The organism is Secundilactobacillus folii, assembly GCF_009720675.1.
Lineage (GTDB): Bacteria > Bacillota > Bacilli > Lactobacillales > Lactobacillaceae > Secundilactobacillus > Secundilactobacillus folii.
The window spans coordinates 76,838-99,044 of record NZ_WNJO01000009.1 but is presented as its reverse complement, the minus strand read 5'-3'; the positions used below and the strand labels follow the sequence as shown (position 1 = coordinate 99,044).

The 22,207-nt window shown below is 46.6% G+C and carries 22 protein-coding genes, 1 pseudogene and 1 riboswitch; of the genes and pseudogenes, 18 read left to right on the top strand and 5 right to left on the bottom strand.

Annotation, left to right across the window (positions count from 1 at the left end; all coding sequences use genetic code 11):
• Positions 1 to 171: 171 nt before the first annotated feature.
• Entirely contained in the window at positions 172 to 807 is a 636-nt protein-coding gene (locus GM612_RS08750) for a TetR/AcrR family transcriptional regulator (RefSeq protein ID WP_155431998.1), read from the bottom strand.
• Between the two features lie 129 nt (positions 808 to 936).
• Between GM612_RS08750 and GM612_RS08745 the strand changes: the two genes are divergently transcribed.
• The 7 genes from GM612_RS08745 to GM612_RS08715 all read left to right on the top strand — a co-directional run bounded on the left by GM612_RS08745 (position 937) and on the right by GM612_RS08715 (position 7,611).
• On the top strand, positions 937 to 1,836 hold the full coding sequence (locus GM612_RS08745) for an SDR family oxidoreductase (protein WP_155431997.1): 900 nt from the start codon (positions 937 to 939) through the stop codon (positions 1,834 to 1,836).
• A 53-nt stretch (positions 1,837 to 1,889) separates the two neighbouring features.
• A complete protein-coding gene (locus tag GM612_RS08740; protein WP_155431996.1) occupies positions 1,890 to 2,636 on the top strand; it encodes an SDR family NAD(P)-dependent oxidoreductase in 747 nt (248 codons plus the stop codon).
• A 56-nt stretch (positions 2,637 to 2,692) separates the two neighbouring features.
• Entirely contained in the window at positions 2,693 to 3,544 is an 852-nt protein-coding gene (locus tag GM612_RS08735) for an NmrA family NAD(P)-binding protein (RefSeq protein ID WP_155431995.1), read from the top strand.
• A 52-nt stretch (positions 3,545 to 3,596) separates the two neighbouring features.
• A complete protein-coding gene (locus tag GM612_RS08730) occupies positions 3,597 to 4,343 on the top strand; it encodes an SDR family NAD(P)-dependent oxidoreductase (protein ID WP_155431994.1) in 747 nt (248 codons plus the stop codon).
• 276 nt (positions 4,344 to 4,619) lie between these two features.
• Complete coding sequence (locus tag GM612_RS08725; protein ID WP_155431993.1) at positions 4,620 to 5,573, top strand: zinc-binding dehydrogenase; 954 nt, start codon at positions 4,620 to 4,622, stop codon at positions 5,571 to 5,573.
• 126 nt (positions 5,574 to 5,699) lie between these two features.
• A complete protein-coding gene (locus GM612_RS08720; protein WP_155431992.1) occupies positions 5,700 to 6,548 on the top strand; it encodes an aldo/keto reductase in 849 nt (282 codons plus the stop codon).
• A 742-nt stretch (positions 6,549 to 7,290) separates the two neighbouring features.
• Positions 7,291 to 7,611 (top strand): winged helix-turn-helix transcriptional regulator, encoded by a 321-nt coding sequence (locus GM612_RS08715; RefSeq protein WP_155431991.1) that lies wholly within the window; start codon positions 7,291 to 7,293, stop codon positions 7,609 to 7,611.
• Positions 7,612 to 7,755: 144 nt separating this feature from the next.
• Here the strand turns inward: GM612_RS08715 and GM612_RS08710 are convergent, their stop codons facing one another.
• Complete coding sequence (locus tag GM612_RS08710) at positions 7,756 to 8,721, bottom strand: NADP-dependent oxidoreductase (RefSeq protein ID WP_155431990.1); 966 nt, start codon at positions 8,719 to 8,721, stop codon at positions 7,756 to 7,758.
• A 299-nt stretch (positions 8,722 to 9,020) separates the two neighbouring features.
• On the opposite strand from GM612_RS08710, the gene GM612_RS12600 reads away from it, so the two are divergent.
• The 7 genes and pseudogenes from GM612_RS12600 to thiE all read left to right on the top strand — a co-directional run bounded on the left by GM612_RS12600 (position 9,021) and on the right by thiE (position 13,748).
• Positions 9,021 to 9,155: a hypothetical protein gene (locus tag GM612_RS12600; RefSeq protein ID WP_281349250.1), complete on the top strand. Its 135-nt coding sequence runs from the start codon at positions 9,021 to 9,023 to the stop codon at positions 9,153 to 9,155.
• A 30-nt stretch (positions 9,156 to 9,185) separates the two neighbouring features.
• On the top strand, positions 9,186 to 10,025 hold the full coding sequence (locus GM612_RS08705; RefSeq protein ID WP_155431989.1) for an amidohydrolase family protein: 840 nt from the start codon (positions 9,186 to 9,188) through the stop codon (positions 10,023 to 10,025).
• A 19-nt stretch (positions 10,026 to 10,044) separates the two neighbouring features.
• The gene (locus GM612_RS08700) at positions 10,045 to 10,497 is read left to right on the top strand and encodes a MarR family winged helix-turn-helix transcriptional regulator (RefSeq protein ID WP_155431988.1); all 453 of its coding nucleotides are present in this window, start codon (positions 10,045 to 10,047) and stop codon (positions 10,495 to 10,497) included.
• A gap of 202 nt (positions 10,498 to 10,699) precedes the next feature.
• A pseudogene (locus GM612_RS08695) lies at positions 10,700 to 11,025 on the top strand (alcohol dehydrogenase catalytic domain-containing protein); the annotation flags it as partial.
• A 250-nt stretch (positions 11,026 to 11,275) separates the two neighbouring features.
• Positions 11,276 to 11,383: riboswitch (TPP riboswitch) on the top strand.
• A gap of 99 nt (positions 11,384 to 11,482) precedes the next feature.
• Complete coding sequence (thiM, locus tag GM612_RS08690) at positions 11,483 to 12,274, top strand: hydroxyethylthiazole kinase (RefSeq protein ID WP_155431987.1); 792 nt, start codon at positions 11,483 to 11,485, stop codon at positions 12,272 to 12,274.
• Positions 12,275 to 12,292: 18 nt separating this feature from the next.
• The gene (gene thiD / locus GM612_RS08685) at positions 12,293 to 13,120 is read left to right on the top strand and encodes a bifunctional hydroxymethylpyrimidine kinase/phosphomethylpyrimidine kinase (protein ID WP_155431986.1); all 828 of its coding nucleotides are present in this window, start codon (positions 12,293 to 12,295) and stop codon (positions 13,118 to 13,120) included.
• Positions 13,110 to 13,748: a thiamine phosphate synthase gene (thiE, locus tag GM612_RS08680; protein ID WP_155431985.1), complete on the top strand. Its 639-nt coding sequence runs from the start codon at positions 13,110 to 13,112 to the stop codon at positions 13,746 to 13,748. The genes thiD and thiE overlap by 11 nt, the downstream gene beginning before the upstream one ends.
• Before the next feature lie 344 nt (positions 13,749 to 14,092).
• Here thiE and GM612_RS08675 read toward each other — a convergent pair whose 3' ends face one another.
• A complete protein-coding gene (locus GM612_RS08675) occupies positions 14,093 to 14,494 on the bottom strand; it encodes a winged helix-turn-helix transcriptional regulator (protein WP_155431984.1) in 402 nt (133 codons plus the stop codon).
• Between the two features lie 103 nt (positions 14,495 to 14,597).
• Here GM612_RS08675 and GM612_RS08670 point away from each other — a divergent pair, with 103 nt between their 5' ends.
• The 3 genes from GM612_RS08670 to GM612_RS08660 all read left to right on the top strand — a co-directional run bounded on the left by GM612_RS08670 (position 14,598) and on the right by GM612_RS08660 (position 18,385).
• Entirely contained in the window at positions 14,598 to 15,560 is a 963-nt protein-coding gene (locus GM612_RS08670; protein WP_155431983.1) for a 2-hydroxyacid dehydrogenase family protein, read from the top strand.
• 345 nt (positions 15,561 to 15,905) lie between these two features.
• The gene (locus GM612_RS08665; protein WP_155431982.1) at positions 15,906 to 17,270 is read left to right on the top strand and encodes an amino acid permease; all 1,365 of its coding nucleotides are present in this window, start codon (positions 15,906 to 15,908) and stop codon (positions 17,268 to 17,270) included.
• Between the two features lie 305 nt (positions 17,271 to 17,575).
• Entirely contained in the window at positions 17,576 to 18,385 is an 810-nt protein-coding gene (locus GM612_RS08660) for an HAD family hydrolase (RefSeq protein ID WP_155431981.1), read from the top strand.
• A gap of 107 nt (positions 18,386 to 18,492) precedes the next feature.
• On the opposite strand, the gene GM612_RS08655 is transcribed toward GM612_RS08660, so the two are convergent.
• Positions 18,493 to 20,115, bottom strand: coding sequence for a malolactic enzyme (locus GM612_RS08655; RefSeq protein WP_155431980.1), 1,623 nt, complete (start codon positions 20,113 to 20,115; stop codon positions 18,493 to 18,495).
• A gap of 129 nt (positions 20,116 to 20,244) precedes the next feature.
• Between GM612_RS08655 and GM612_RS08650 the strand changes: the two genes are divergently transcribed.
• Complete coding sequence (locus tag GM612_RS08650) at positions 20,245 to 21,126, top strand: LysR family transcriptional regulator (protein ID WP_155431979.1); 882 nt, start codon at positions 20,245 to 20,247, stop codon at positions 21,124 to 21,126.
• On the opposite strand, the gene GM612_RS08645 is transcribed toward GM612_RS08650, so the two are convergent.
• Positions 21,094 to 21,549 carry a GNAT family N-acetyltransferase gene (locus tag GM612_RS08645; RefSeq protein ID WP_425500344.1) on the bottom strand — a complete coding sequence of 152 codons (456 nt, stop codon included), beginning with the start codon at positions 21,547 to 21,549 and terminating at the stop codon, positions 21,094 to 21,096. The two genes, GM612_RS08650 and GM612_RS08645, sit on opposite strands and share 33 nt — an antisense overlap.
• Positions 21,550 to 22,207: the final 658 nt, after the last annotated feature.

Sequence of the window (22,207 nt, the reverse complement as noted above, 5' to 3'; positions counted from 1 at the left end):
ATTTTGGAATCTACGGCGCTCTTTACTTGCATGGCTTTTGACGCACGTTTAGACCATGTAAAGTCTAGAGGTTGAGTAACAGGGTGAACTACCTTAGCGTTAAGAAATCAGTTAGCTACTTACCAATATTAACTTTTGTTACTCCCCCACAACGTTTAGCAAGACTCTAAATCACGACTTGGGCTGGTCAAAAAAGATCGTATCACGCTGCCAAGTGGCAATTAACGCGTCAATTTGGCTGGTATCGTAGACGTCTTTTTCGGGTTCAGAAAAATTGACCACCATCGCTTCCATTCCTGGCGCAAAGAAAAGCTTGGCAGCAACGTCACAGTCGGGGATGTAAAGCTCTTTTTGAGCGACTTTTTGCTTTAAATATTCAGCTAATAGAGAACGAATATGATCGGTTCCAGCTCTTGTGATCGGTGACATTTCCTCGGAAAATTCACTCTTATAGTAAAACATGATCGACATCAGGTACCAGTTGGTATAGAAAATGTGCACAAATTGGTGATAAACCGCATGTAACGCCTCGACAACAGGTTGATCAGTATCAGGCATCATCATTTTTTCCAGTTTATCAAACTCGGCTTTAATATCAGTTAGCAGCAACGCTTTAAAGAGGTCTGTTTTACCGTTTGGAAAGTAGTGATATAGCGTGCTCACGTTTTTACCGCTCGCCTTCACGATATCGCTGATTTTGGTCCGGTCGAAACCCTCTGACTTAAACAGTTTTTTGGCTGTTTCTAAAAATAAATGGCGACCTCGATCGTATTGATCTTGTCGTTGCGAGATTTTTTCCGTCGTCAATTTTTTTCACTCCTCATAATCCACTAGTTACAGTATACACAAAAACAAATAAAAAGAAACTCATAAAGTAATACTTGACGAGTTGATAAAAAGCGCTTACACTATTGGTCAAAAGGAGGCCTTGTGAAAATGTTACTAGTTACGTGTGCTTATGGGAAAGTTGGCCGTCAAATCGTACCTTACCTTGCCAAGAAGGGATTCGATATCAGAGCCATTGATATGAATCCAGAGATTAAGAATTTTGAAAAACAGGGTGTTAAAGAAGTGTTGGTGGGTGACAGTCGCGATGCTAAATTTGTGGCGGAGGCCATGAAAAACGTTGACCAAGTGCTCTATATTCCACCGCAGTTTACCTACCAAGAAGCAAAGATGGGTAAAATTGCAATTGATGCCGCCATCGACGCCAAGGTCCAGAAGTTCGTTTATCTATCCTGCATGTATCCTAATATGAGTACCTTGCTGCAACACCGGATGAAAGCGGAGGACGAAAAGTACCTGCTGTACCGTGACTTTGAAAGTGGCCTGGATTGGACTGTTCTACGGCCTTCAACGTACCATCAAAACATCTTTATGAAACTGTTTTATGATATGGGGCAGTATCCAAGCATGTGCGATATCGATACCGTCGTTTCCTGGGTCGATCCACTGGATGTTGCTGACTGTGCAGCTAAGGTTCTGACCGAGGACGGTTATAAATACGCTATCTACACTTGCAGCAACGAAACCATGACACCTCGTGAAGTCGCTGCTGTCATGAGCAAGGTCTCCGGCAAGGAAATCACACCGATCTCAGTGCCAGAAGATAAGTTAGTTGAGTATTGGCCAGATTACTTTGCTGGCAGTGATAGTTTTGCCACGGAAACGTTCTACGCTTTGCATAATTCCTACAATAAATGGGGTTGGGCTGGTAACAATAAACAGCTGATTGAGCTGTTGGACCACAAACCTCGAAGCGTTGAAAACTGGTGTGCCCGTCAGTTAAAGGCGGCTGGCATTGAACCGGCTGTTAAGGTCGCTGACACAGAATAATTTTTGCTGACAATTGTGAATAAATTACTAAAGTGCTAAAGGAGAAAATCACTATGAGTCAAAACGAGATTGTGACGCTGATCACAGGTGCTGAAAGAGGCATGGGCTTGGTTGAAGCCAAAACGTTGAGTGAACACGGTCAACACGTTTTCATGGGTGCTTACGATATGGATTTAGGTCAAAAATCGGCTAAAGAACTGCAAGATCAAGGCTTAGACGTCACGTTAGTTGCCTGCGACATTACTGACCGTGATCAAATTAACGCAACTATTAAGACGATTGATGATAAGTATGGTTACTTAAATATTTTAATTAATAACGCTGGGATCTCTGGGCCAGAAGGCGGGCTACCTTCAGAAACGGATGAAAAAGACCTGCGACGGGTCTTCGAAACGAATTTCTTTGGCACTTCAGCCATGACGCACGCTGCAGTACCACTATTGAAGAAAGCGCCATTTGGCAAGATCATCACCGTCACCAGTGATATGGGTTCCTTGGGATTGGCTCTGGATCAAAGCTCAATGTTCTCACACATTATTGCTTATCCATACCAGGCTTCTAAGACCGCTTTGAACGCCATGACAGTCGCTTACAGTAAGGAATTCAAGGGAACTAATATCACCGCTAATTCCGTTAACCCAGGGATGACCGCCACCGACTTGGTCAATAAGGAAGAGTTTGAGAAGAACGGTGCTAAAACCGTTGAAAGCGGTGCTCACCGAATCATTGAACTGGCCTTGGATCCAAAGAACGATGCCAACGGAACCTTCACTGAAGATGCCGGCATCGTGCCTTGGTAATCGATGTTGAACTGCATTTGGTCAAAATTTGCTTTTCAAAGGAGCTTTGAAAAATTATGATTACTGTTACCTCAGCTGCCGGACATGCCGGTAGCGCTATTGTCAAAGTGTTAGTGGACGCTGGGTTTGAAGTCGGAGCTACCGATATCAATCCAGCTGTAAAGGATCTGCCGGGTATCAAACAGGCTTTCGTCGGTGATTTAACCAATATTGAACTGATCGACAAGCTGACCAAAGAAAGCGACCAGATCGTTTATATTCCACCGCTGTTCTCTGCTGAAGAGAGCTTGATTGGTAAACAACTGGTTGATTTCAGTGTGACCAACCACGTCTCCCAGTTCATCTTTATCTCCGTGACCCATTCGATCTTGACTAGTCTGCTGCAACACGTTGCTAAGCGTGACGTCGAAGAACACTTGGTCTACACGGGTATGAAGAAGCAGCTGCCATACACGATCTTGCAGCCGATGCACTACACGCATAACTTCTTGCCTAAACAGGTGCACGAGACTGGAACTTTTGAATACTTCTATACCTCAACGGGCAAGCTTTGCTACGTGGATGACCAGGATGTGGGCGAAGTCGTTGCGAAGGTCGCAAAGGATCCTGACAAATACAATAAGGGTACCTTCGAACTGGTAGGCACCAAGAAAGCCTACACACCAGATGAAGTGGTCGCCATCTATAACCAAATTACCGGTGAACACGCTAAAGCCGTTCACGTGGATCTGGATGACTTTCTCAGCAAGATCCACGTCACGGACTTGTATATGAGGGCAGCCTTCAAGCACTTGTCAGACTCATATTCCGACTGGGGCTTGGATGGGAATCCGCTGGTCTTGGAAACCCTGTTAGGCCGCAAACCAACGGGTCTTGAAGGCTATATTAAACGTGAAATGCAGAAGTAGCTTGGTCAAAATTGCCTACTACAATAAATAAATATATAGGGAGCAAAAAACAATGAGTGAAAATGAAGTAGTAACTTTAATTACTGGTGCAGAACGGGGCATGGGCTTCGTTGAGGCTCAGACTTTAAGCCAACATGGTCAACACGTTTTCATGGGTGCTTACGACATGGATCTAGGTCAAAAGTCAGCAAAGAAATTACAGGACCAAGGCTTGGATGTCACGTTAGTCCACTGTGATATTACGGACCGCGACTCCATCAAAGAAGCCCTTAAGACCGTTGAGGATAAATACGGTTACTTGAACATTTTGATCAATAACGCCGGCATCCCAGGACCAGAGGGCGGCTTACCTGCAGAAACTAGTGAGGAAGACCTTCGCAAGGTATTTGAAACGAACTTCTTCGGTACTTCTGCGATGACGCACGCCGCAATTCCGTTGTTAAAGAAGGCGCCATTTGGTAAGATCATCAACGTTTCCAGTGAAATGGGTTCGTTGACCTCGCAAACTGATCCGACGTCAATGTTTTCACACATCACTTCCTACGCTTACCAAGCTTCGAAGACCGCTGTGAATGCCATTACAGTTGCCTACAGCAAGGAATTTAAGGGGACTAGTATCACCGCTAACTCCGTTGATCCTGGCATGACCGCCACTGATCTGGTTAATAAGGCAGAATTCGAGAAGAACGGTGCCAAGCCGGTTGAAAGTGGCGCTCACCGGACCATCGAGATTGCTCTGGATCCAAAGAACGATCTGAACGGGACCTTCACTCAAGATGGTGGTATCGTACCGTGGTAATTAATTCAGTTGAGTGACTGCTGAACAAGTGTAGGATCAAGTTGATTAAATTTGAAATGCAGAGATTCGAATTCGACTGCCCTTGGGACTATACTTAAAGTGGTGGCTTAAATGATATGTTTAACGATGAGTGATGCACCAAACATCACTAATCTGATGCTGATTTAGCTTTGTAAATGATACACGCATGCATACAAAAAATATGACATTTAAAGTCTACCAATTCTGGTAGGCTTTTGTGCTTTTAGTCATTAATTTAGAAGGGAAGTCGTCAAAATGAAAGCAATCGTGATCGAACACGCGGGTGGACCGGAGGCGTTGGAACTCAAAGAGGTACCCACCCCTAAAGTTAAGCCTGGCTGGACGCTGGTTAAGGTGAAGGGCTTCGGTATTAACCGGTCGGAGATCTTTACCCGAAATGGAGAGTCACCAACCGTTACGTTTCCGCGAATTTTAGGTATCGAATGCGTTGGTGTGATTGCCGACACCTCCGACCCTGATCATTTGCCAGTGGGTCAAAAAGTGGTTAGTATCATGGGCGGCATGGGTCGTGCATTTGATGGCGGCTACGCGGAATACGCCCTGTTGCCAAATGCGCAGATCTATCCTGTGGCCACCAACTTGTCGTGGCCGGAACTGGCTGCGGTGCCGGAAACCTACTACACAGCTTATGGTTCACTGCATAACATGCATATTCAAGACGCTGATTCGGTGCTCATTCGGGCAGCTACCAGCGGTGTTGGTGTTGCGGCTACTCAACTGGCCAAGGCAATCAAGCCTGGAATCAAGGTCGCGGGCAGTACACGTTCAAAGGCTAAGTTTGATCTGTTAAAGAAGGTTGGCTGCGATGAACCAGTGCTGGATACTAATTCTGAGCTGCAAACCGATGACCATTTTGACGCGGTTCTAGAGCTAGTCGGAACTAAGACCATCAAGGATTCTTTCAAGCACCTTAATCCGGGTGGTTACCTATGCTTAACTGGTGGCCTCGGTAATGAGTGGGTCATCAAGGACTTTGATCCGTTCGTTTTGCCAATGGGTGCCAGTCTGACCAACTTTGGGTCGGGTTTCAACGTCACCAAAGAAAAAATCGCTGACTTATTGCACTTGATTGAGAGCCACCACATTGACGTTCAACCGAGCCAGATCTTTGACTTAGCCCACACCGGTGACGCCCAAGCGGCGTTAGACCGCAGCGATAGTTTCGGCAAGGTGGTTGTTTTACCGTAAAATACAGGTTGTTGGCACTGTTAAAGTAAGCTAGTGATGAATATTGGCTGACCTAAATGCTTGCACGAGTTCCTCGAAAAACGGTAAACTTAGCAGTATTAAAGAGTCTAAAGGAGGAATTCCCCAATGTCATTAACTGATACTTATACACTCAGCAACGGTACTAAGATTCCCGTCGTGGGTTTTGGAACCTGGCAGACCCCCGATGGCGACGTGGCTTATAACTCGGTTTTAGCCGCTTTGAACGCTGGGTATCGGCATATCGATACCGCTGCATTTTACGGCAACGAAGAGTCAGTTGGCCGTGCAATTCATGATTCGGGCGTCAAGCGTGAGGATCTGTGGGTCACCACGAAGCTTTGGAATGATGATCACGGCTACGAAAATACGAAGCAGGCGCTTGGGACGTCGCTTTCTAAGCTTGGTTTGGAATACGTGGATCTGTATCTGATTCACTGGCCACGTCCGGCGAAGTTCCATGATAACTGGGAAGAAGCGAATGCGGAGTCCTGGAAAGCCATGGAAGAGGCCTATGAAGAGGGTTTGACGAAGGCAATTGGCGTTTCGAACTTTCTGCCGAAGCACTTGGACGCGTTGTTGAAAACGGCGAAGATCAAGCCGATGGTCAATCAAATTTTCCTGAACCCGTCAGATTTGCAGCCAAGTGTCGTCGAATATAATAACAATCATGATATTGTGACGGAGGCGTATAGTCCGCTGGGAACGGGTAAGATTTTCAAGATTGAAGGTCTGAAGGCAATCGCGGATAAGTATGGTAAGTCGGTGCCGCAATTGGTACTGAGGTGGCATCTGCAGCACGGCTTCTTGCCGCTGCCAAAGTCGGTGCATGAGGAGTATATTAAGGCCAATACGGAAATTTTTGACTTTAAGATTGCCGAGGATGATATGAAGACGATTGATGGCTTCCGAGGGGAAGCGGGATTGGCGACGAATTCGGATGATATTACGTGGTAAGAAATAGAGTGTGAGGAAAGGCGGGTTTGAGAGTGGAGTCTAACTGACTCTGGCCAAAAATCCTGGGCTTGGATTTTGGGCCAGAGTCAGTTAGATGCAACTCTCGGCCTTTCCGAACACGTTTCGGCTATGTAGACTTCTGGCCAAAAATCCCGGGTCTGGATTTTGGGCCAGAGTCAGTTAGATGCAACTCTCGGCCTTTCCGAACACGTTTCGGCTATGTAGACTTCGGGCCGAAAATCCTGGGCTTGGATTTTGGGCCAGAGTCAGTTACATGCAGGTCTCGGCCTTTCCGAACACGTTTCGGCACGGTGGCCTAAGGGGCGCAAAAATCCTGGGCTTGGATTTTGGGCCAGAGTCAGTTACATGCAGGTCTCGGCCTTTCCGAACACGTTTCGGCTATGTAGACTTCTGGCCAAAAATCCCGGGTCTGGATTTTGGGCCAGAGTCAGTTAGATGCAACTCTCGGCCTTTCCGAACACGTTTCGGCACGGTGGCTTAAAAAGCGCAAAATTCCCGGGTTTGGATTTGAGCCAGAGTCAGTTAGATGGCGCTTTTGAGCTAATTTGCTTCGTTCACTTGTGCCTGCAATATGGAAATAGCTTGTAACTTTTCCTGTTGCTTTCAATTATAAATAAGGTCTAAACTTAAGCTGAAAATAGATTGATGGTTTGTCGATTATTTTTACAAACCATTTTTCTGATGGATGGAAAGTTAGAACTTAAGGAACGAGGGCGTGAAAATGGCACCTATCGATGAATATCCGTGTCTGCCAATGGTGAAGTTGCAAAAAATGCTCGCTGGCAAATGGAAAATTATCATTTTATGGAAAATTACAGTTAAAACAACTCGGTTTGGTGAATTAAAACGTGAATTAGGAGATATTACACAATCTGTGTTGGCTAAACAGTTGAGGGAGCTTGAAGAGGATGGCTTTATCTCAAGAAAAGTCTATCCCGAAGTACCACCAAGAGTGGAATATTCTTTAACTGAATTTGGAGAAAGTTTTGTCCCAATTTTAAAGCATATGAAGGCCTGGGGAGATCAACATTTAGATACCTGAGCTCTGCCAGAGGCTAACGAAATTAATACCCAAATAATTGAAAAAACTTTTGTAATTTAAAAGCAGGTCTGAAATTCTTAAAAATTCAAGAATTTTAGGCCTGCTTTTGGGTGAGACGCATTTTTTAATTGCAATTGATATTAATTATTTAATTTTAACTACGGTTCGTCCCTTTTTGGTGTTGTTCCAAATCGCATTTAATGCATCCTTGACTTCCGAAATAACATCGTTACTGTTAAATGAAATTTCATTAGTATACACGGGATCCAGGTCGCCCTTTTCGACCATTTTATTGGCAAATTCTAAGGCTTCTTCATTGGCCTGCGCAAATTCAAATGGAATAAAGGTGATGGTTGAATTATCAGTAATTGATGGATCGGTGTTGACAACCATGCAAGAGACAACGCAACCACCATCTTTAACAAGGTGAATTGCTTCTGCTTGGGCTTTTACACCGACAGTATCAAAAATAATATCAACTTTTTCAGATATTTTTGCCAATTCGCCCTTTTGAGAATCAACTGCCACGTCAACGTCCAGGTCCTTAATTCGATCCATATCTTTTGTTAGGCCAGTTGCAATAACACGTGCGCCAATATCTTTAGCAATTTGAACCGCTAAGGAACCGACACCGCCTGCGCCACCTAAAACAAGGACGGTTTGACCAGGCTTGACACCAGCTTTTGTCACTAGGTCCATGTAAGCTGTTTGGAATGTGACGGGCAGAATAGCGGCTTGACTATGATTGATTTGTTGAGGCTTTTTAGCTATAAATTTCTGATCAATGAAAACATATTCAGCTAAACAGCCAAAAATGGGTAGTGGTGGTCGGCCATACACGGCATCGCCAACTTTAAATTTAGTCACTGCACTACCAACTTCCGTTACAATTCCGGAAAACTCAGAGCTAATGATTAGTGGATTCGGCCGCTCAACAAGATCAGCTTTTTTAGCATCTGGGACTTCAACCATCCGATAGTCTTGGGGATTGAGTCCAGCAGAATAAACGGCCACTTTTACTTCACTTTTATCGACGGGCTTTTCTGGAACATCCAGGACTTTTAAATCTTTCAGACGTGATGTTCCGGTATTAACACCTATTGCTTTCATTCGATTTGCCTCCGTAGATATAATTTTTCTCTCTGACGTTAATTATAAATGACGTTATTGAGATTAAAAGTAGTGATATTTTTATCACCTAGTTTGCCAGAGAATACTAATGGACCAGTATGCAGATTAAAGCGCTTATAAATTTTGAATCAATATTTGATAGACAGATATTTTTATCGATCATTTTAGAATTCGACCGTCAGATAAATATATTTGCGCACGCAACTAAATAGTGATAGACTATTGACAATTCAAATAGATTGCTCGTTTAGACAAGTGAAACAGGAGGTTATCAACCAATGACAAAATTAATTGGGGTGGAGGAACACTTTACTAGTTCAGCTGCTCAAGCTGCGCCGCAACCGCACCAGTCAGCAAACTCTGATCCACAAGCAAAAAGGATTGGTCAGGCAATTCAAGGCGGGGTAGCATAGTATGACGTCGATCAGCAGTTACAAGAATCTATGGAACAGCGCATCAATTTTTTAGACGCCCATGGTATGCAGATGCAGGTGCTGTCGGATATGGGATTGGAAAATACCGATCCGAAAGTCGCCATCCCGCTGGCTCAACGGATGAATGATCAATTGGTAGCTATTATTCAGGCCCACCCATCTCGGTTTTCCGGTTTTGCTGCGCTACCCTTAGAAGATGTTGATGCCGCAGTCACTGAATTGAAACGAGCCGTTAAAAAGGGGCTAAAGGGCACCATGATTCATGGTCGCATTAATAATCAATGGCTGGATGACCCAAAGTTTAAACCGCTCTGGCAGGTGGCTGCGGATCTGAATGTTCCGGTTTATATTCATCCTTCGGTCATTGATCCTGTCGTGATGCAACGTTATTATTTGAGTGATCAATATCCCGTTGCAACTGGTGGTGCACTGGGCCTACCCGGATTTGGCTGGCACGCTGAGACCGGACTGGAATTCACCCGAATGGTCTTGGCTGGTCGGTTTGATGAATTTCCTAATCTTAAGATCATGATGGGTCACTGGGGTGAACTATATAGCTTTTACATGCACCGTTTGGACGAAACAATCATGCCGACCCATCCGGCAATTAAGCACGATATTTCTGATTACTTTCATCGAAATTTGTACGTCTCGCCAAGTGGCATGTTTGATCAAAATCAATTGAACTGGGCAGTCGCCGAGTTCGGTGCTGATCACGTGATGTTTTCAACGGACTATCCGTATGAGCCAATGGCTAAAATTGGAACATTCTTGGCTGATTCATCACTGAGTCAGTCGGATAAAGATCAGGTCGGCAGCGGCACAGTGGTGCAACTGCTGAACCTTTAATGGATGTGGAGGTGATCAAATGGCTGAAACAGATGGGAATTCAATTGCTAAATGGTTGGTGATTGCTGGGCGACAAGTCAGTCAGCATCTTGATCGTCAACTTGAGACGTTAGGTGTTAACGCCAGCCAATACCATTACATTTTGAAGATCCATGATAACCCGGGTTTATTGCAAAAAGACTTATTGGCAACCGAATTCGTTAATCCGAGCAATGTCACCCGGGCAATCAAACAACTGGTAGACCGGGGAATAGTCGTTCGTAAGCGTTTGCCAACGGATAAGCGTGCTCAGCAGTTGCGATTAACGGCAAAGGGCGCTCACTTGTATCCCCAAATCAGAGCCATTTTGGATCCGGAAGAGGCGCAGATTCGCGAAACGATCCAGAAACGGTTTCCTAGCTTTCAACCAGAAGGCTTTGTTGACGCACTGAAAACAATCAGCCGGATTCATGGTGATACGGATAAACAATAGCCGCTAAATTGTGAATAGTGAGGTCCGGGTGTTCATCACCGTGCCGACCACGATGATTTGTTGTTGATGGTGATAGACAATGGGAGTGCCATGAGTACCAGGCTAAATGATGGTGGTTTAAAATAATGCATTTTACGCATCAAAGGTTCATGCCTTGCCAACTAGAGGGCGTGAACTAGCCGTTTGAAAAGGGGTAATGAGGATGAAGGCAATCGTTATTGAACGTGCAGGTGGACAGAAGCATTACAGCTAAAGGATGTCCCGACACCCAAGGTTAAGCCTGGGTGGACTTTAGTGCGGGTGAAAGGATTTGGTATCAACCGTTCTGAAATCTATACCCGAAATGGCGAATCACCTGACGTGCAGTTTCCACGCATCTTGGGGATTGAATGCGTCGGTGAAATTGCTGAGACAACTGAACCAGACCGGTTACCAGTCGGTCAAAAAGTCGTGAGCATCATGGGCGGCATGGGGCGTGATTTTGATGGTGGCTATGCGGAGTATGTTTTGCTGTCAAATGCACAGATCTTGAGTAACGCGAAGGTGAGTGTCAGATTTTTTCTGGCACTTTTTTTAATTTTCATACTCGATTCTTGTAAATATTTTGAATGATCGACTCTAATTGTCACGACAGTGTAACCAGTTAAAGTGATCGCAAGTGAATGGGGACTCCCGTCATGAATTGAAACCTATAATTGGGGCGAATGTACACGTCCCAGCAGCCTTGAGCAAGACTTCACAGCTTGCTTTCACAAACGAAATCGCTTACAATCAAAGCAAACAACACGAGGGGTGTCCCATCACTGGGGCTGAGATGTGCATGCCATGCATGATCCCTTTGAACCTGTAAGTTCATACTTGCGTAGGAACGTGTTCAATTCGGGCTGGTCTTGACTGGTAGTGAGTCGAACTAAACGTTTCGTTTAGTTCGACTCTTTTTTGGAATAAACGCGGTTGTTTGAATTCTAAATTGGAGGATATTGATATGAAGATCGATCTACTGAATAAGATTCGAGAAACCAATCCGGTGGTGCTAAACATTTCTAACTTTGTGACCGTCCAAGATGTGGCTAACGGCATCAATGCCATTGGCGCATCACCGATTATGTCAGAAGAGATCAGCGAAACGGATGAAATGGTGGGAATCAGCAGCGCCGTTGCCCTGAATCTTGGTGCCTTTACCAAACCGCAAGTCGACCATATCTTGGCCATGGGTAAAGCGGCCAATACGCATCACAAGCCATTGGTGCTTGATCCAGTGGCGGTCGGTGCGATTGATTATCGAAAGCAAGTGGCCAACGAGTTGATGAATCAGTTCCAGGTGGATGTCATTCGCGGCAACGCTGGTGAAATTGCGGCACTGGCGAATGTTGCCTGGGATGCCAAGGGAATCGATGCCGGTTCCGGTGACCAAGACGTGGTTGAGATCGCTAAGGCAGCTGCTAACATGCACCATTGTGTGGTTATTTTAAGCGGTGCTACCGATGTGATCACGGATGGTGAGCACGTGGCGCGGGTCTTCAACGGCTCACCACTGTTTCAACTTCACGTGGGCTCGGGCGATATGCTGAGTAGTATTGTCGCCGCTTTTTGCGCTGTTAGCGATAACGACTATTTCGAAGCGGCTCAGACTGCCTGCCTGGTATTTGCGGCCACCGGTCAACTCGTAGCTGGCCAGTTACAAGAAGAACGGCCGGGTACCTTTTCCATGCAGTTAATGGACGAACTGCATTTAGTAACCGTTGCCGACATTGAAAAAATTGCACAATTTGACTGAAAGGCGTGACATTTGATTATGGCTGAGGAACTTAATTCATTTCCACAAACGCTAACGATTGCGGGGACTGACTCTGGCGGTGGTGCCGGTGTGATGGCCGACTTGAAGACCATGCAGGAGCGCCACGTGTTCAGTACCGCGGTGATTGTCGCAGTAACCGCGCAGAATACGCTGGGCGTGCAGGATTTCATGGCGTTACCCAAGAAGCTGATTGATGAGCAGTTTGCTTCGCTGGCAGATGACCTGGCAATCAAAGCCTGCAAGACTGGGATGCTGGCAGACGCTGAGCACGTGGAGATTGTAGTGGCCAATTTGCAGAAATACAGTTTTGGACCACTCATTGTAGATCCAGTGATGATTGCCAAGGGTGGTGCCCCGTTACTGGCGGATGACGCGATCGACGTCGTCAAGCGCGATTTGCTGCCGCTTGCGACCGTTGTCACGCCCAACCTGCCGGAAGCTGAACGCCTAACCGACATGACCATTAAGACTGACGATGACATGCGAAACGCAGCCAAGGTTTTACGTGGAACCGGTGCTAAGAACGTGATGATCAAGGGCGGACACGGTGATACTGAAACGGTTCGCGACTATGTGCTGCTGGAAAACGGCCGGGACTTCTGGCTCAGTGCTCCACGGGTGGATACCGTACGAACCCACGGTACAGGGGATACTCTATCGAGTGCGATGACGGCTGAAATTGCCAAGGGTGCAGACGTGGAATCAGCGATCCGTACCGCTAAAGACTTTGTGGAAGCAGCCATTCGCAATACGATCCAAGTTGGTCACGGTCATGGGCCGTTAAACCACTGGGCGTACGGAGAGGAGCAGCGTCATGAAATTTAAACCTGAAATGTTGAAAGCCTACTTTGTCTGCGGCTCACAAGACGTGCCAAAGGGGCAATTGAAGCCAATCGTTGAAAGTGCCATTAAAGCTGGTATTACGGCATTTCAATTCCGTGACAAGGGCAGTGGTTCAACACTTTCGATGGTCGACCGCGCTGCCGTAGCTATGGCGCTTCGGGGACGTTGTGCCGGAGCTGGGATTCCGTTTATCGTTGATGATGATGTGGAACTCGCTAAACAAGTCAACGCGGATGGGATTCACGTTGGTCAGTCTGACGAACAGATCCAAAGAGTGGTTAGCGAAGTTGGCGACCAGATGATGATTGGTCTGTCCTGCTCCACAGCTAGCGAGATTGAGCGGGCCAATACCATTGACGGCATCGACTATTACGGCAGCGGTCCGGTTCACGCAACCGGGTCGAAGGCGGATGCTGATCCGGTGATTGGTCTGGCTGGGCTGAAACAGCTGGTGAGTCTGGCAAAGCGGCCGGTCGTTGGCATTGGTGGGATCGCAATTAACGACTTGAGTGCAGTAATTGCCACTGGTGCAGCCGGTTCAGCAGTGATTTCGCTGATTGCCCAAAGTGATGATATTGCTGGAACGGTGAAGGCAATGCTTGAGGCTTAAAAATCGGAAAGAACGCTAATAAGCAGGGCTGAGATAAAAGTTAATGCTGGTCAGTATCGAACTGATATTTTAACACAGAGGTCGTTAAAAATGTGACACAGACTTGGAACTGTCCTTGGTCTAAACGGGTGTCAAAGTTCAGATCCCGGCCATATGAGTCAAGAGCGCCGCAGATTCCAAAACCAGGAATCCACGGCGCTTTTGGCTTACTTACTGAAAACTAACCGAGTTTTGCCCCACTCGCACTTATTTGAACTGAGGGTGAATATTAGGTTAAATAGTTGAGCTGCATAACTAATGCCTAAGGTTCATAATCTTAATTCTGACTCCTTAGCGCTGAAAACCTAACGCTGCTTGACTTCACCTAAGCCAAACTTCACGTCTGACACCTGTAACTCCGCCAGGCGGTTAACACCCCAGTCATACATCGCATTGACGATCGGTAGTAGCGTTTTGCGCAGTGGGGTCAGTGAATAAGCCACCCGTAGACGGCCGTTAGTCTCTTCATGACGGGAAACTAATCCGTCAGCAGCCATCTCCTTCAGTTTTTCGGCCAGTTCTTTGTGGGAAGCAGCCGGTAACAGTTTTTGAAATTCGTTGAAATAATAGGCACCTTCCTTGCCCATGTGATACAGCATATTAATTTTCCATTTGCCACTGAACATGGAAAGTGTCAATTCCTTTGGACAATTAAAAGCCCCGTCTGACAGCTTTTGGAGGACTTCCTTGCGAACAAGATCGGTCATTTTCATAGCTTCCTTTCACCGGTTACGAAAAAGTGCATGATTGCACTTTTGTTAAATATGGTTGATAATGAAAGCGTTAACAAAATACAGGAGGCATCTGATCATGAGTAAAGTTTATTTGTCAGCTAAGTTACCAGAAGTTGCCATGCAAGAACTGAAAAACGGTGGTTTAGACGTTAGTCAATTTGAAGGTGAGGGTTTGATCTCTCACGACGAATTGCTCAAAAACGTTTCGGACATTGATTTTTTGATTACACCGCTCTCAACTAAGGTCGACAAGGAAATCATTGACGCTGCCCCAAAGCTGAAATTGATTGCAAACTTCGGTGCTGGTGTCAACAACATTGACACTGCCTACGCTAAGGAAAAGGGAATTCCGGTAACTAACACGCCAGCTGTTTCGACAAACGCTGTGGCCGAAGTGACCATTGGTTTAATTTTAGCATTAAGTCACCGAATTGTTGAGGGTGACACTAAGATGCGCCATGAAGGATTTCCTGGCTGGGCACCACTGTACTTCTTAGGTCACGAAATTGCCGGTAAGACTTTGGGGATCTTCGGTCTTGGCAATATTGGTAGCGACGTTGCCCGCAAAGCTAACGCCTTGGGCATGAACGTTCAGTACTACAAGCCAAACCGTCTCTCTGATCCTGAGGAACGCTCCATGAAAGTTAAGTATGTTTCGTTAGATGAACTGATCAAGACCAGCGATTATATCTCGATCAATGCGCCGCAGACCCCTGATACGGTGCATAAGTTCGACGCCGCAGCATTCAAAGCCATGAAGAACACTGCCTCCATTATCAACGTCGGCCGTGGCCCAATTGTTGATGAAGCCGCTCTGCTGGACGCTTTGAAAGCTGGCGAGGTGGCTGGTGCTGCTTTGGATGTCTACGAGCACGAACCAGAAGTTGACGATGGCTTCAAGACGCTGAAAAACGTTGTGTTAACGCCACACGTTGGTAACGCCACGGTCGAAGCACGTGACGCTATGGCAGACATCGTTGCCAGCAACGTTTTGTTGGTCGATCAGGGCAAGGATGCTAAGTTTGTGGTCAACAAGTAAATTACTCTGATAATTTTTTCAAAATCTAATTTGCGCGTCGCCGGAGCCTCATAGCGACGCGCTTTTGTTTATTATCTTAAAAGAAACCCTGAGAATGAGACTTGTATTTTTAAAAAATTAAAGTACAATGAGAACAAGTATACTTGAGACAGAGAGTCGGGCTTGGCTGAGAACCGGCAACGTGAAATGGCAGAAACAAATTTGGTTGCGCGACCGTTATCAGCGATTAGAGGCAGTGGAATAGCCACTGTGAACTTAGGGTGGAACAGCGTTATAGACGCCCCTTAGTACTTCAGAAGTGAGTGCTAAGGGGCGTTTTTTTGACTTTCGAAAAGGAGCAGAAGGATGAAAAATAACAATCAAAAGTTATCACGATCGTTACAGAGCAGACATATTCAGATGATTGCCATTGGTGGTGCCATCGGGACTGGTCTGTTTCTCGGATCTGGTAGTGCAATTCATACCAGTGGCCCCTCGATTATTTTGGCCTACTTGATCGTCGGTGTGTTCTGCTTCTTTATGATGCGAGCAATCGGCGAGTTACTGATGTCTGATACAACGAAGCACTCTTTTTTGGACTTTGTTAAGGAATACCTCGGTGACCGCATGGAATTTGTGACCGGTTGGATGTACTGGTTTTGCTGGATCAGTCTAGCCATGGCGGACCTTACAGCGACTGGGATCTACATTAAGTTTTGGTTCCCATCGGTTCCGCAGTGGGTGGCACCGTTTGTGATCTTGATCTTTCTCTATCTCACTAACCGCGTGAATGTGCGGGCGTTTGGTGAAATGGAGTCGTGGTTTTCATTGATCAAAGTGGCGGCGATCATCATCTTAGTCGTCGTGGGATTCGCGTTAGCCATTCTGCATTTTAAAGTGGCTGGCCAACACGCTTCGTTTAGTAATTTAGTGAGTCACGGGGGCTTTTTTCCCACCGGTGGCTACGGTTTTTTAATGGCGTTTCAAATGGTTGTCTTCGCCTTTGTCGGTATTGAAATGGTTGGGTTAACGGCTGGTGAAACGGATGATCCAGTGGCTAATTTACCCAAAGCAATCAATAGTTTACCGATTCGAATTGGTCTATTTTACGTGGGCTCGATGATTGCCATCATGAGTGTCTACCCTTGGAATAAGATTACAACCACGGTAAGTCCGTTCGTCCAGGTTTTCTCGGGAATCGGCATTGCGGGTGCGGCGGGAATTTTAAACTTCGTAGTCTTAACGGCGGCGATGTCAGCAACGAATAGCTGTTTGTTTAGTACGAGCAGAACTCTGCATGCGTTGAGCTGGGGCGGTAACGCACCAAAGTCGCTGGCAAGGCTGAATAAGGCGGGGGTTCCGACAAACTCGCTGAACTTTTCGGCGTTGGTCTTGTTTATTATTGTCATTTTGAACTTTTTGATGCCAGCCAGCGTGTTCACGTTGATTTCTGGTGTGTCGACGATCAATTTCGTGTTGGTGTGGGTTGTCTTGTTGTGGTGTCATGTGAAGTATAGGAAGGCAAATCCGGCGGGGGCGCAAACCTTTAGGATGCCAGGTTATCCGGTGACGGATTGGGTAAGCTTGGTTTTCTTTGTGGGGATTTTGATCTTCTTGCTGATAAATCCATCGACGCGGGTATCGATGATTATTTCGCTGGTGGTATTTCTGGTGATGGTAGTCATGTATGAGGCGATTTACAAGGGAAAGAGTGTGGAGCAAGGCGGTTAAGAAGATAGAGTGTGGAGCAAGGCGGTTAAGGGACGGCGTAGAAGACGACTCTGGCAAAAATCCCGGGCTTGGATTTATGTCAGAGTTGGCTTCTACATAGTCCCTTGCCTTGTGAAACACGTTTCGGCTATGTGGCACTAAACAGAGTGTGAGGAAGGTCTTTGCCTTGTGGAACACGTTTCAGCAATGTAGAATTCAAAACGGGTCGAAACCCGCCCCAAAGAAGCGTCAATCTTGCACCCCACCCAAAAACATGGCAATATAATCAAATAACCACTAAAAAGAGAAGGGAAAATATAACCGTTATGACCATCAAACATATCTTCTCGGACATGGATGGCACGCTACTAAATGATCAAGGTGTCGTTTCAGCAGGCAATCAGAGCACGATTATCAGTAGTGGGATTCCGTTCACGCTCGTTTCTGCTCGTTCACCGAAACAAATGTTAGCGGCAATTCAAGCGCTGAAATTAACAACACCACAGGTTGGCTTCAATGGTGGGGTGATCTACCGCGTGGAAAATGGTGAGTTCAAGGTCATTCATGATCAACCGATTGACGAAAAAGTCGTTAAAAAAGTCGTTGATCTCGTTACTAGCCACTTTCCAAGTACTGCTATCAGTCTGTTTGACCTGACTCATTGGTTTGTGACCCAAATCGACGATGGCATCCATCATTTTGCCCACGACATGCCGCAGGATCCAGTTGTGATCGAGCCCTCGGCATTCTGGTCAAACCCCGTTCCAATCTATAAAATCACCTTCACGATTCTCGACCTAGCCGTCATGAACGGGATCTATGACCTGCTATTACAGGCTGATTTGCCAGGGGTGTCAGTCCAAAAATCAAGCAATGTTTTTCTTGATATTACTAATCAGCAAGCCCAAAAGTCAGCTGGTGTCCGTTATATTTTGGAGCAAGAAGCCCTTGATCCCAGTCAAACAGCGGCCTTTGGCGATGGCCCTAATGATTTGCCGATGCTCAAAATGGTAGGGTTGCCGATCGTAATGGCAAACGCACTGCCCTCGGTGAAGAAGGGTGCTAAATACATGACGGCTGATCATGACGACGATGGTGTTGGCCGCGGCATTGAGAAGTTTGTGCTGCCTCGTTAAGGACTTTCATAGTTAACTACGCAAGAGATTCAGAAAAGGTTTTAAAAATAAGACGTTGATTGCTTTTACAAATAGAAAAGCAATCAACGTCTTATTTGGATTTCAAATCATTCGTATTCCGGTACCCACTTAGTCTGTTTAACAGCATCCTTAGCGCTCGTTACTGGCGCTTTGGTCAAGCCTTGATCAATTGCGCTTTGGGCAACGGCCTCCGCAATGGTCGTCGAAAACTGACTGAGCTTCATGACGGGTGGCAAAATTGCTGCACCGGGCTTTGACGAGTCGACGATCCCACCTAATGAGTGGGCTGCAGCAGAAATCATATCGTCGTTTAAGGTGGTCGCATCAGCGGCGATCACGCCCAATCCGAGACCGGGATAAACCAGGGCGTTGTTAGCTTGACCGATTTGGTAAGTGGTGCCGTTTAAGGTCACATCATTAGCGGGAATCCCTGTGGCAACCAAAGCCCGGCCATCGGTCCATTTCAGCAGGTCTGCAGCACTTGCCTCCGCTAACTTAGTGGGGTTAGACAGCGGTAAAATGATTGGCCGGTCGGTGTGAGCCGCCATGTCCTTGACGATGGCCTCTGTAAAGGTTCCCGGCTGAGTTGAAGTTCCAACTAAAATTGTGGGGTGAACTTCAGCAACGACGGCTGCCAGGTTATCCAGTTTGTCTGGGTTATCGAACTCGTTGCGCTGACGGGCAAATGGCTTTTGTTCCGGCGTTAGAGTGGGGTCGTCATCAAAGAGCAGGCCTTGTTTGTCGACCATGTAAAAGTGGTCTTTGGCTTCCTCAGGACTCATACCCTGTTTGACGTATTCGTCGTAGACCCGCTTGGCAATACCAGCACCGGCAGTTCCTGTACCGAAGCAAACGTAACGTTGATCAGCCAGTGACTGCTTGGAGATGTTGAGTGCTCCCAAAACGGCAGCTAACGTAATGATCCCAGTGCCTTGAATATCATCGTTGAACACCGTGTATTTGTCGCGATAACGGTTCAAAATTTTAGCAGCGTGGTCGCGGCCGAAGTCTTCAAAATGCAGGTAGAGGTCTGGGAACAACGTCTCTGCAGTCGTCACAAACTGATCCACGAAATCATCGTAGCGCTTGCCAGCCACACGCTGATGGCGGTTCCCCAGATATAGCGGACTATCCAGCAACTGCTGATTATTAGTCCCGACGTCCAAAACCACGGGCAGCACTTGGGCGGGATCAATTCCAGCGGCAGCAGTGTAAACCATCAGCTTACCGACGGCGATGTCAACACCGTCCGTGCCCCAGTCGCCAATTCCGAGGATTCCCTCAGCATCGGTGACAACGATTAGGCGAATGTCCCGGCCGTCAGCTGCGTTCTTCAACGACGCTTCCATCTCGTCAGGGCGGTCAATGGACAGAAACGCAGCATCCTGTGGGTCAACGAATAGCTTACTATAGTTTTCAATGGTATCAGCAATCGTGGGGTCGTACACGACCGGCATGAAGTCTGCCACGTGTTCGCTGAACAGTTTGAAAAACAGCACTCGGTTTTCGTTGAAGACGTCCATCAGAAATTGGCGTTTCAACAGGTTAGTTGGCCGATTTTGATACTGCATAAAAGCCTGTTCGACTTGCTCATTAAGGGTTTGGACGGCTGGTGGCAGCAACCCTTCGATACCCAGTTCGTGACGTTCCTGTTCGGTAAATGCAGTTCCCTTGTTTTTAAACGGATTATTTAAAATATTTAATGACATTTGAATGTCCCTCTTTCTTAAGTTGACATATGTAGTATATTTCTCCGGACATTTGATAGTCAAACGTCCCTTCTAATATAAATAACGTTTATAATAGAAATAAAAACACTGAAAGAACGGGGGATACGGATGAATATTAAAGACTTAGATTATTTCATTCACTTAGCGGACCAAAAAAGTTTTTCCAAAGTGGCCACAGCATTTGGCGTCAGTCAGCCCACGATCACGTTTGCGTTACAGCGGCTTGAAAAAGACTTCGGTACCGTGTTAATGATTCGCCACCGGGCTCACGGCGAGCTGAGCCTGACTGACAGTGGCGAACAGTTGCTGGTGCACGCTCGTACCATTGTCAGCGAGTATCAAATCGCCCAGCGTGAGCTTGGGGAAAAGCAACGTGGACGGCTGACCCTGGGCTTACCGCCCATTATTGAAAATACATATTTTCCGCAAATTGCCATCAAGTTAAAGCAAGCCGGGTTACTAGAGAAACTTTACACGTATGAAGAGGGCTCAATGACGACCTTGCAGGCGTTAAATGCCGGCAATATTGATCTAGCCATGTTAGCAACCATTGAACCACTGGTGGATGACCGGTTTGTTGTGGAACCGTTTCACCGCCAGCCGTTTGCCATCTACGTCAGCAAGGATCACCCGTTGGCACAACGAACCGGAGTGCGGTTTGAGGATCTTAAAGGAGAGTCATTTTTACTGTTCAAGCAGGGGTTTGTCCATAACCAGGCCTTTAATCAGCTGACGAGGGCGAATCACATTCGACCAAAAATTGCCTTTCGTTCCAATAGTTTGGAGGGCCTACTGCATTTGATTGCTAATAACATCGGCATCGGCTTCTTATCGATTCCAACCCCGGTCACACCGGACGTGGTGCGTGTCCCGCTGACGGATGCTGACCAGCCGGAATTCATCACTAGCTTGGTTTATCGGCGCTCGCACGTCTTCAATCCGCTGCAGCAGCAAATGCTAACTCTGATCCGCACCAGTCTCAACCAGTGATTTGGCCACGTTGACACAGGGAACGCCGTCTTCGGTGTACACGTCTGAAACCACGTGATAGCCCTGCCGTTCGTAAAACCCCTGGGCGGTCAGTTCGCTGTGGATCAGTGATTGGGTATAACCGTGCTGGCGACCATAGTTTTCCAGTCCCGCAATGATCTGCGCGCCTAAGTGGTGGCCGCGGTACTGTTTAAGTGTGGCGATTCGGCCGGGACGCATCGTTGTCGAATCAATGGTTTGAAACCGCCCAGTAGCAGCGGGTTGACCGTTGACGTCGTAGCAAACCGCATAGACGCGGTCGGCACCGTCTTGATCATCAAATTCGTCTGCCAGCGCAATACCACGTTCTAAAACGAAAACGCTCATCCGAATATAGAGTGCCGCAGCGTGATTCCAAGGCTCTGAGCCAATGTGGATCTTCAAAATATCACCTTCTATGTTTGATTGATTTCAGTATAACTTAAATTGTATGAAGACACATTAAAACCCGTCACTCGAGGGGAAGAGTGGCGGGTTGTTCGACCGATAAGTGGGAGTAATCGGTTTTACGGATTGAGTACGATTCAGTACTTGGGAGAATACTGAATATTTTTGTAACTTCTTGATTAGGGGGGGTCAAGGGTTACGCGTATCTATTTAGGGAAGAATAGAGTTTGGAGTGAATCGGGGATTGATTTTTTGCAGGCCTCCTATATGCGTTGTTTTCTTTTTCGGTAACTGACGAGGCCGACTGTGGCCACCGTCAACAGAGCTGGAACAACTGCTAAAATCATTTTCATAAGCAAGCTTCCTTTCCTGTTGCTGTACCTTAAGTACAAGTATCAATATACCGGTGCCGGCTTAATCGGAACTTAATTGCGCCTTAACCGCGGCTTAAATTCGTAATTTTTTTGAAATTCAGTTTTTGAGCTATCAAGTAATCTTGGTGGCTGGTGTTTCATTCCGCTGCGTGGGCACGTTCAGCCTGAGGTGGCTCGCGAGTGAGCTAGCCCTCCTTTCAGTCGGCCGGATCTCACTTGTCTCGCGTGGCGCTAAGATTTCACAAAACGAAATCTAAGTGCCACCGACACCACAGTTCTGA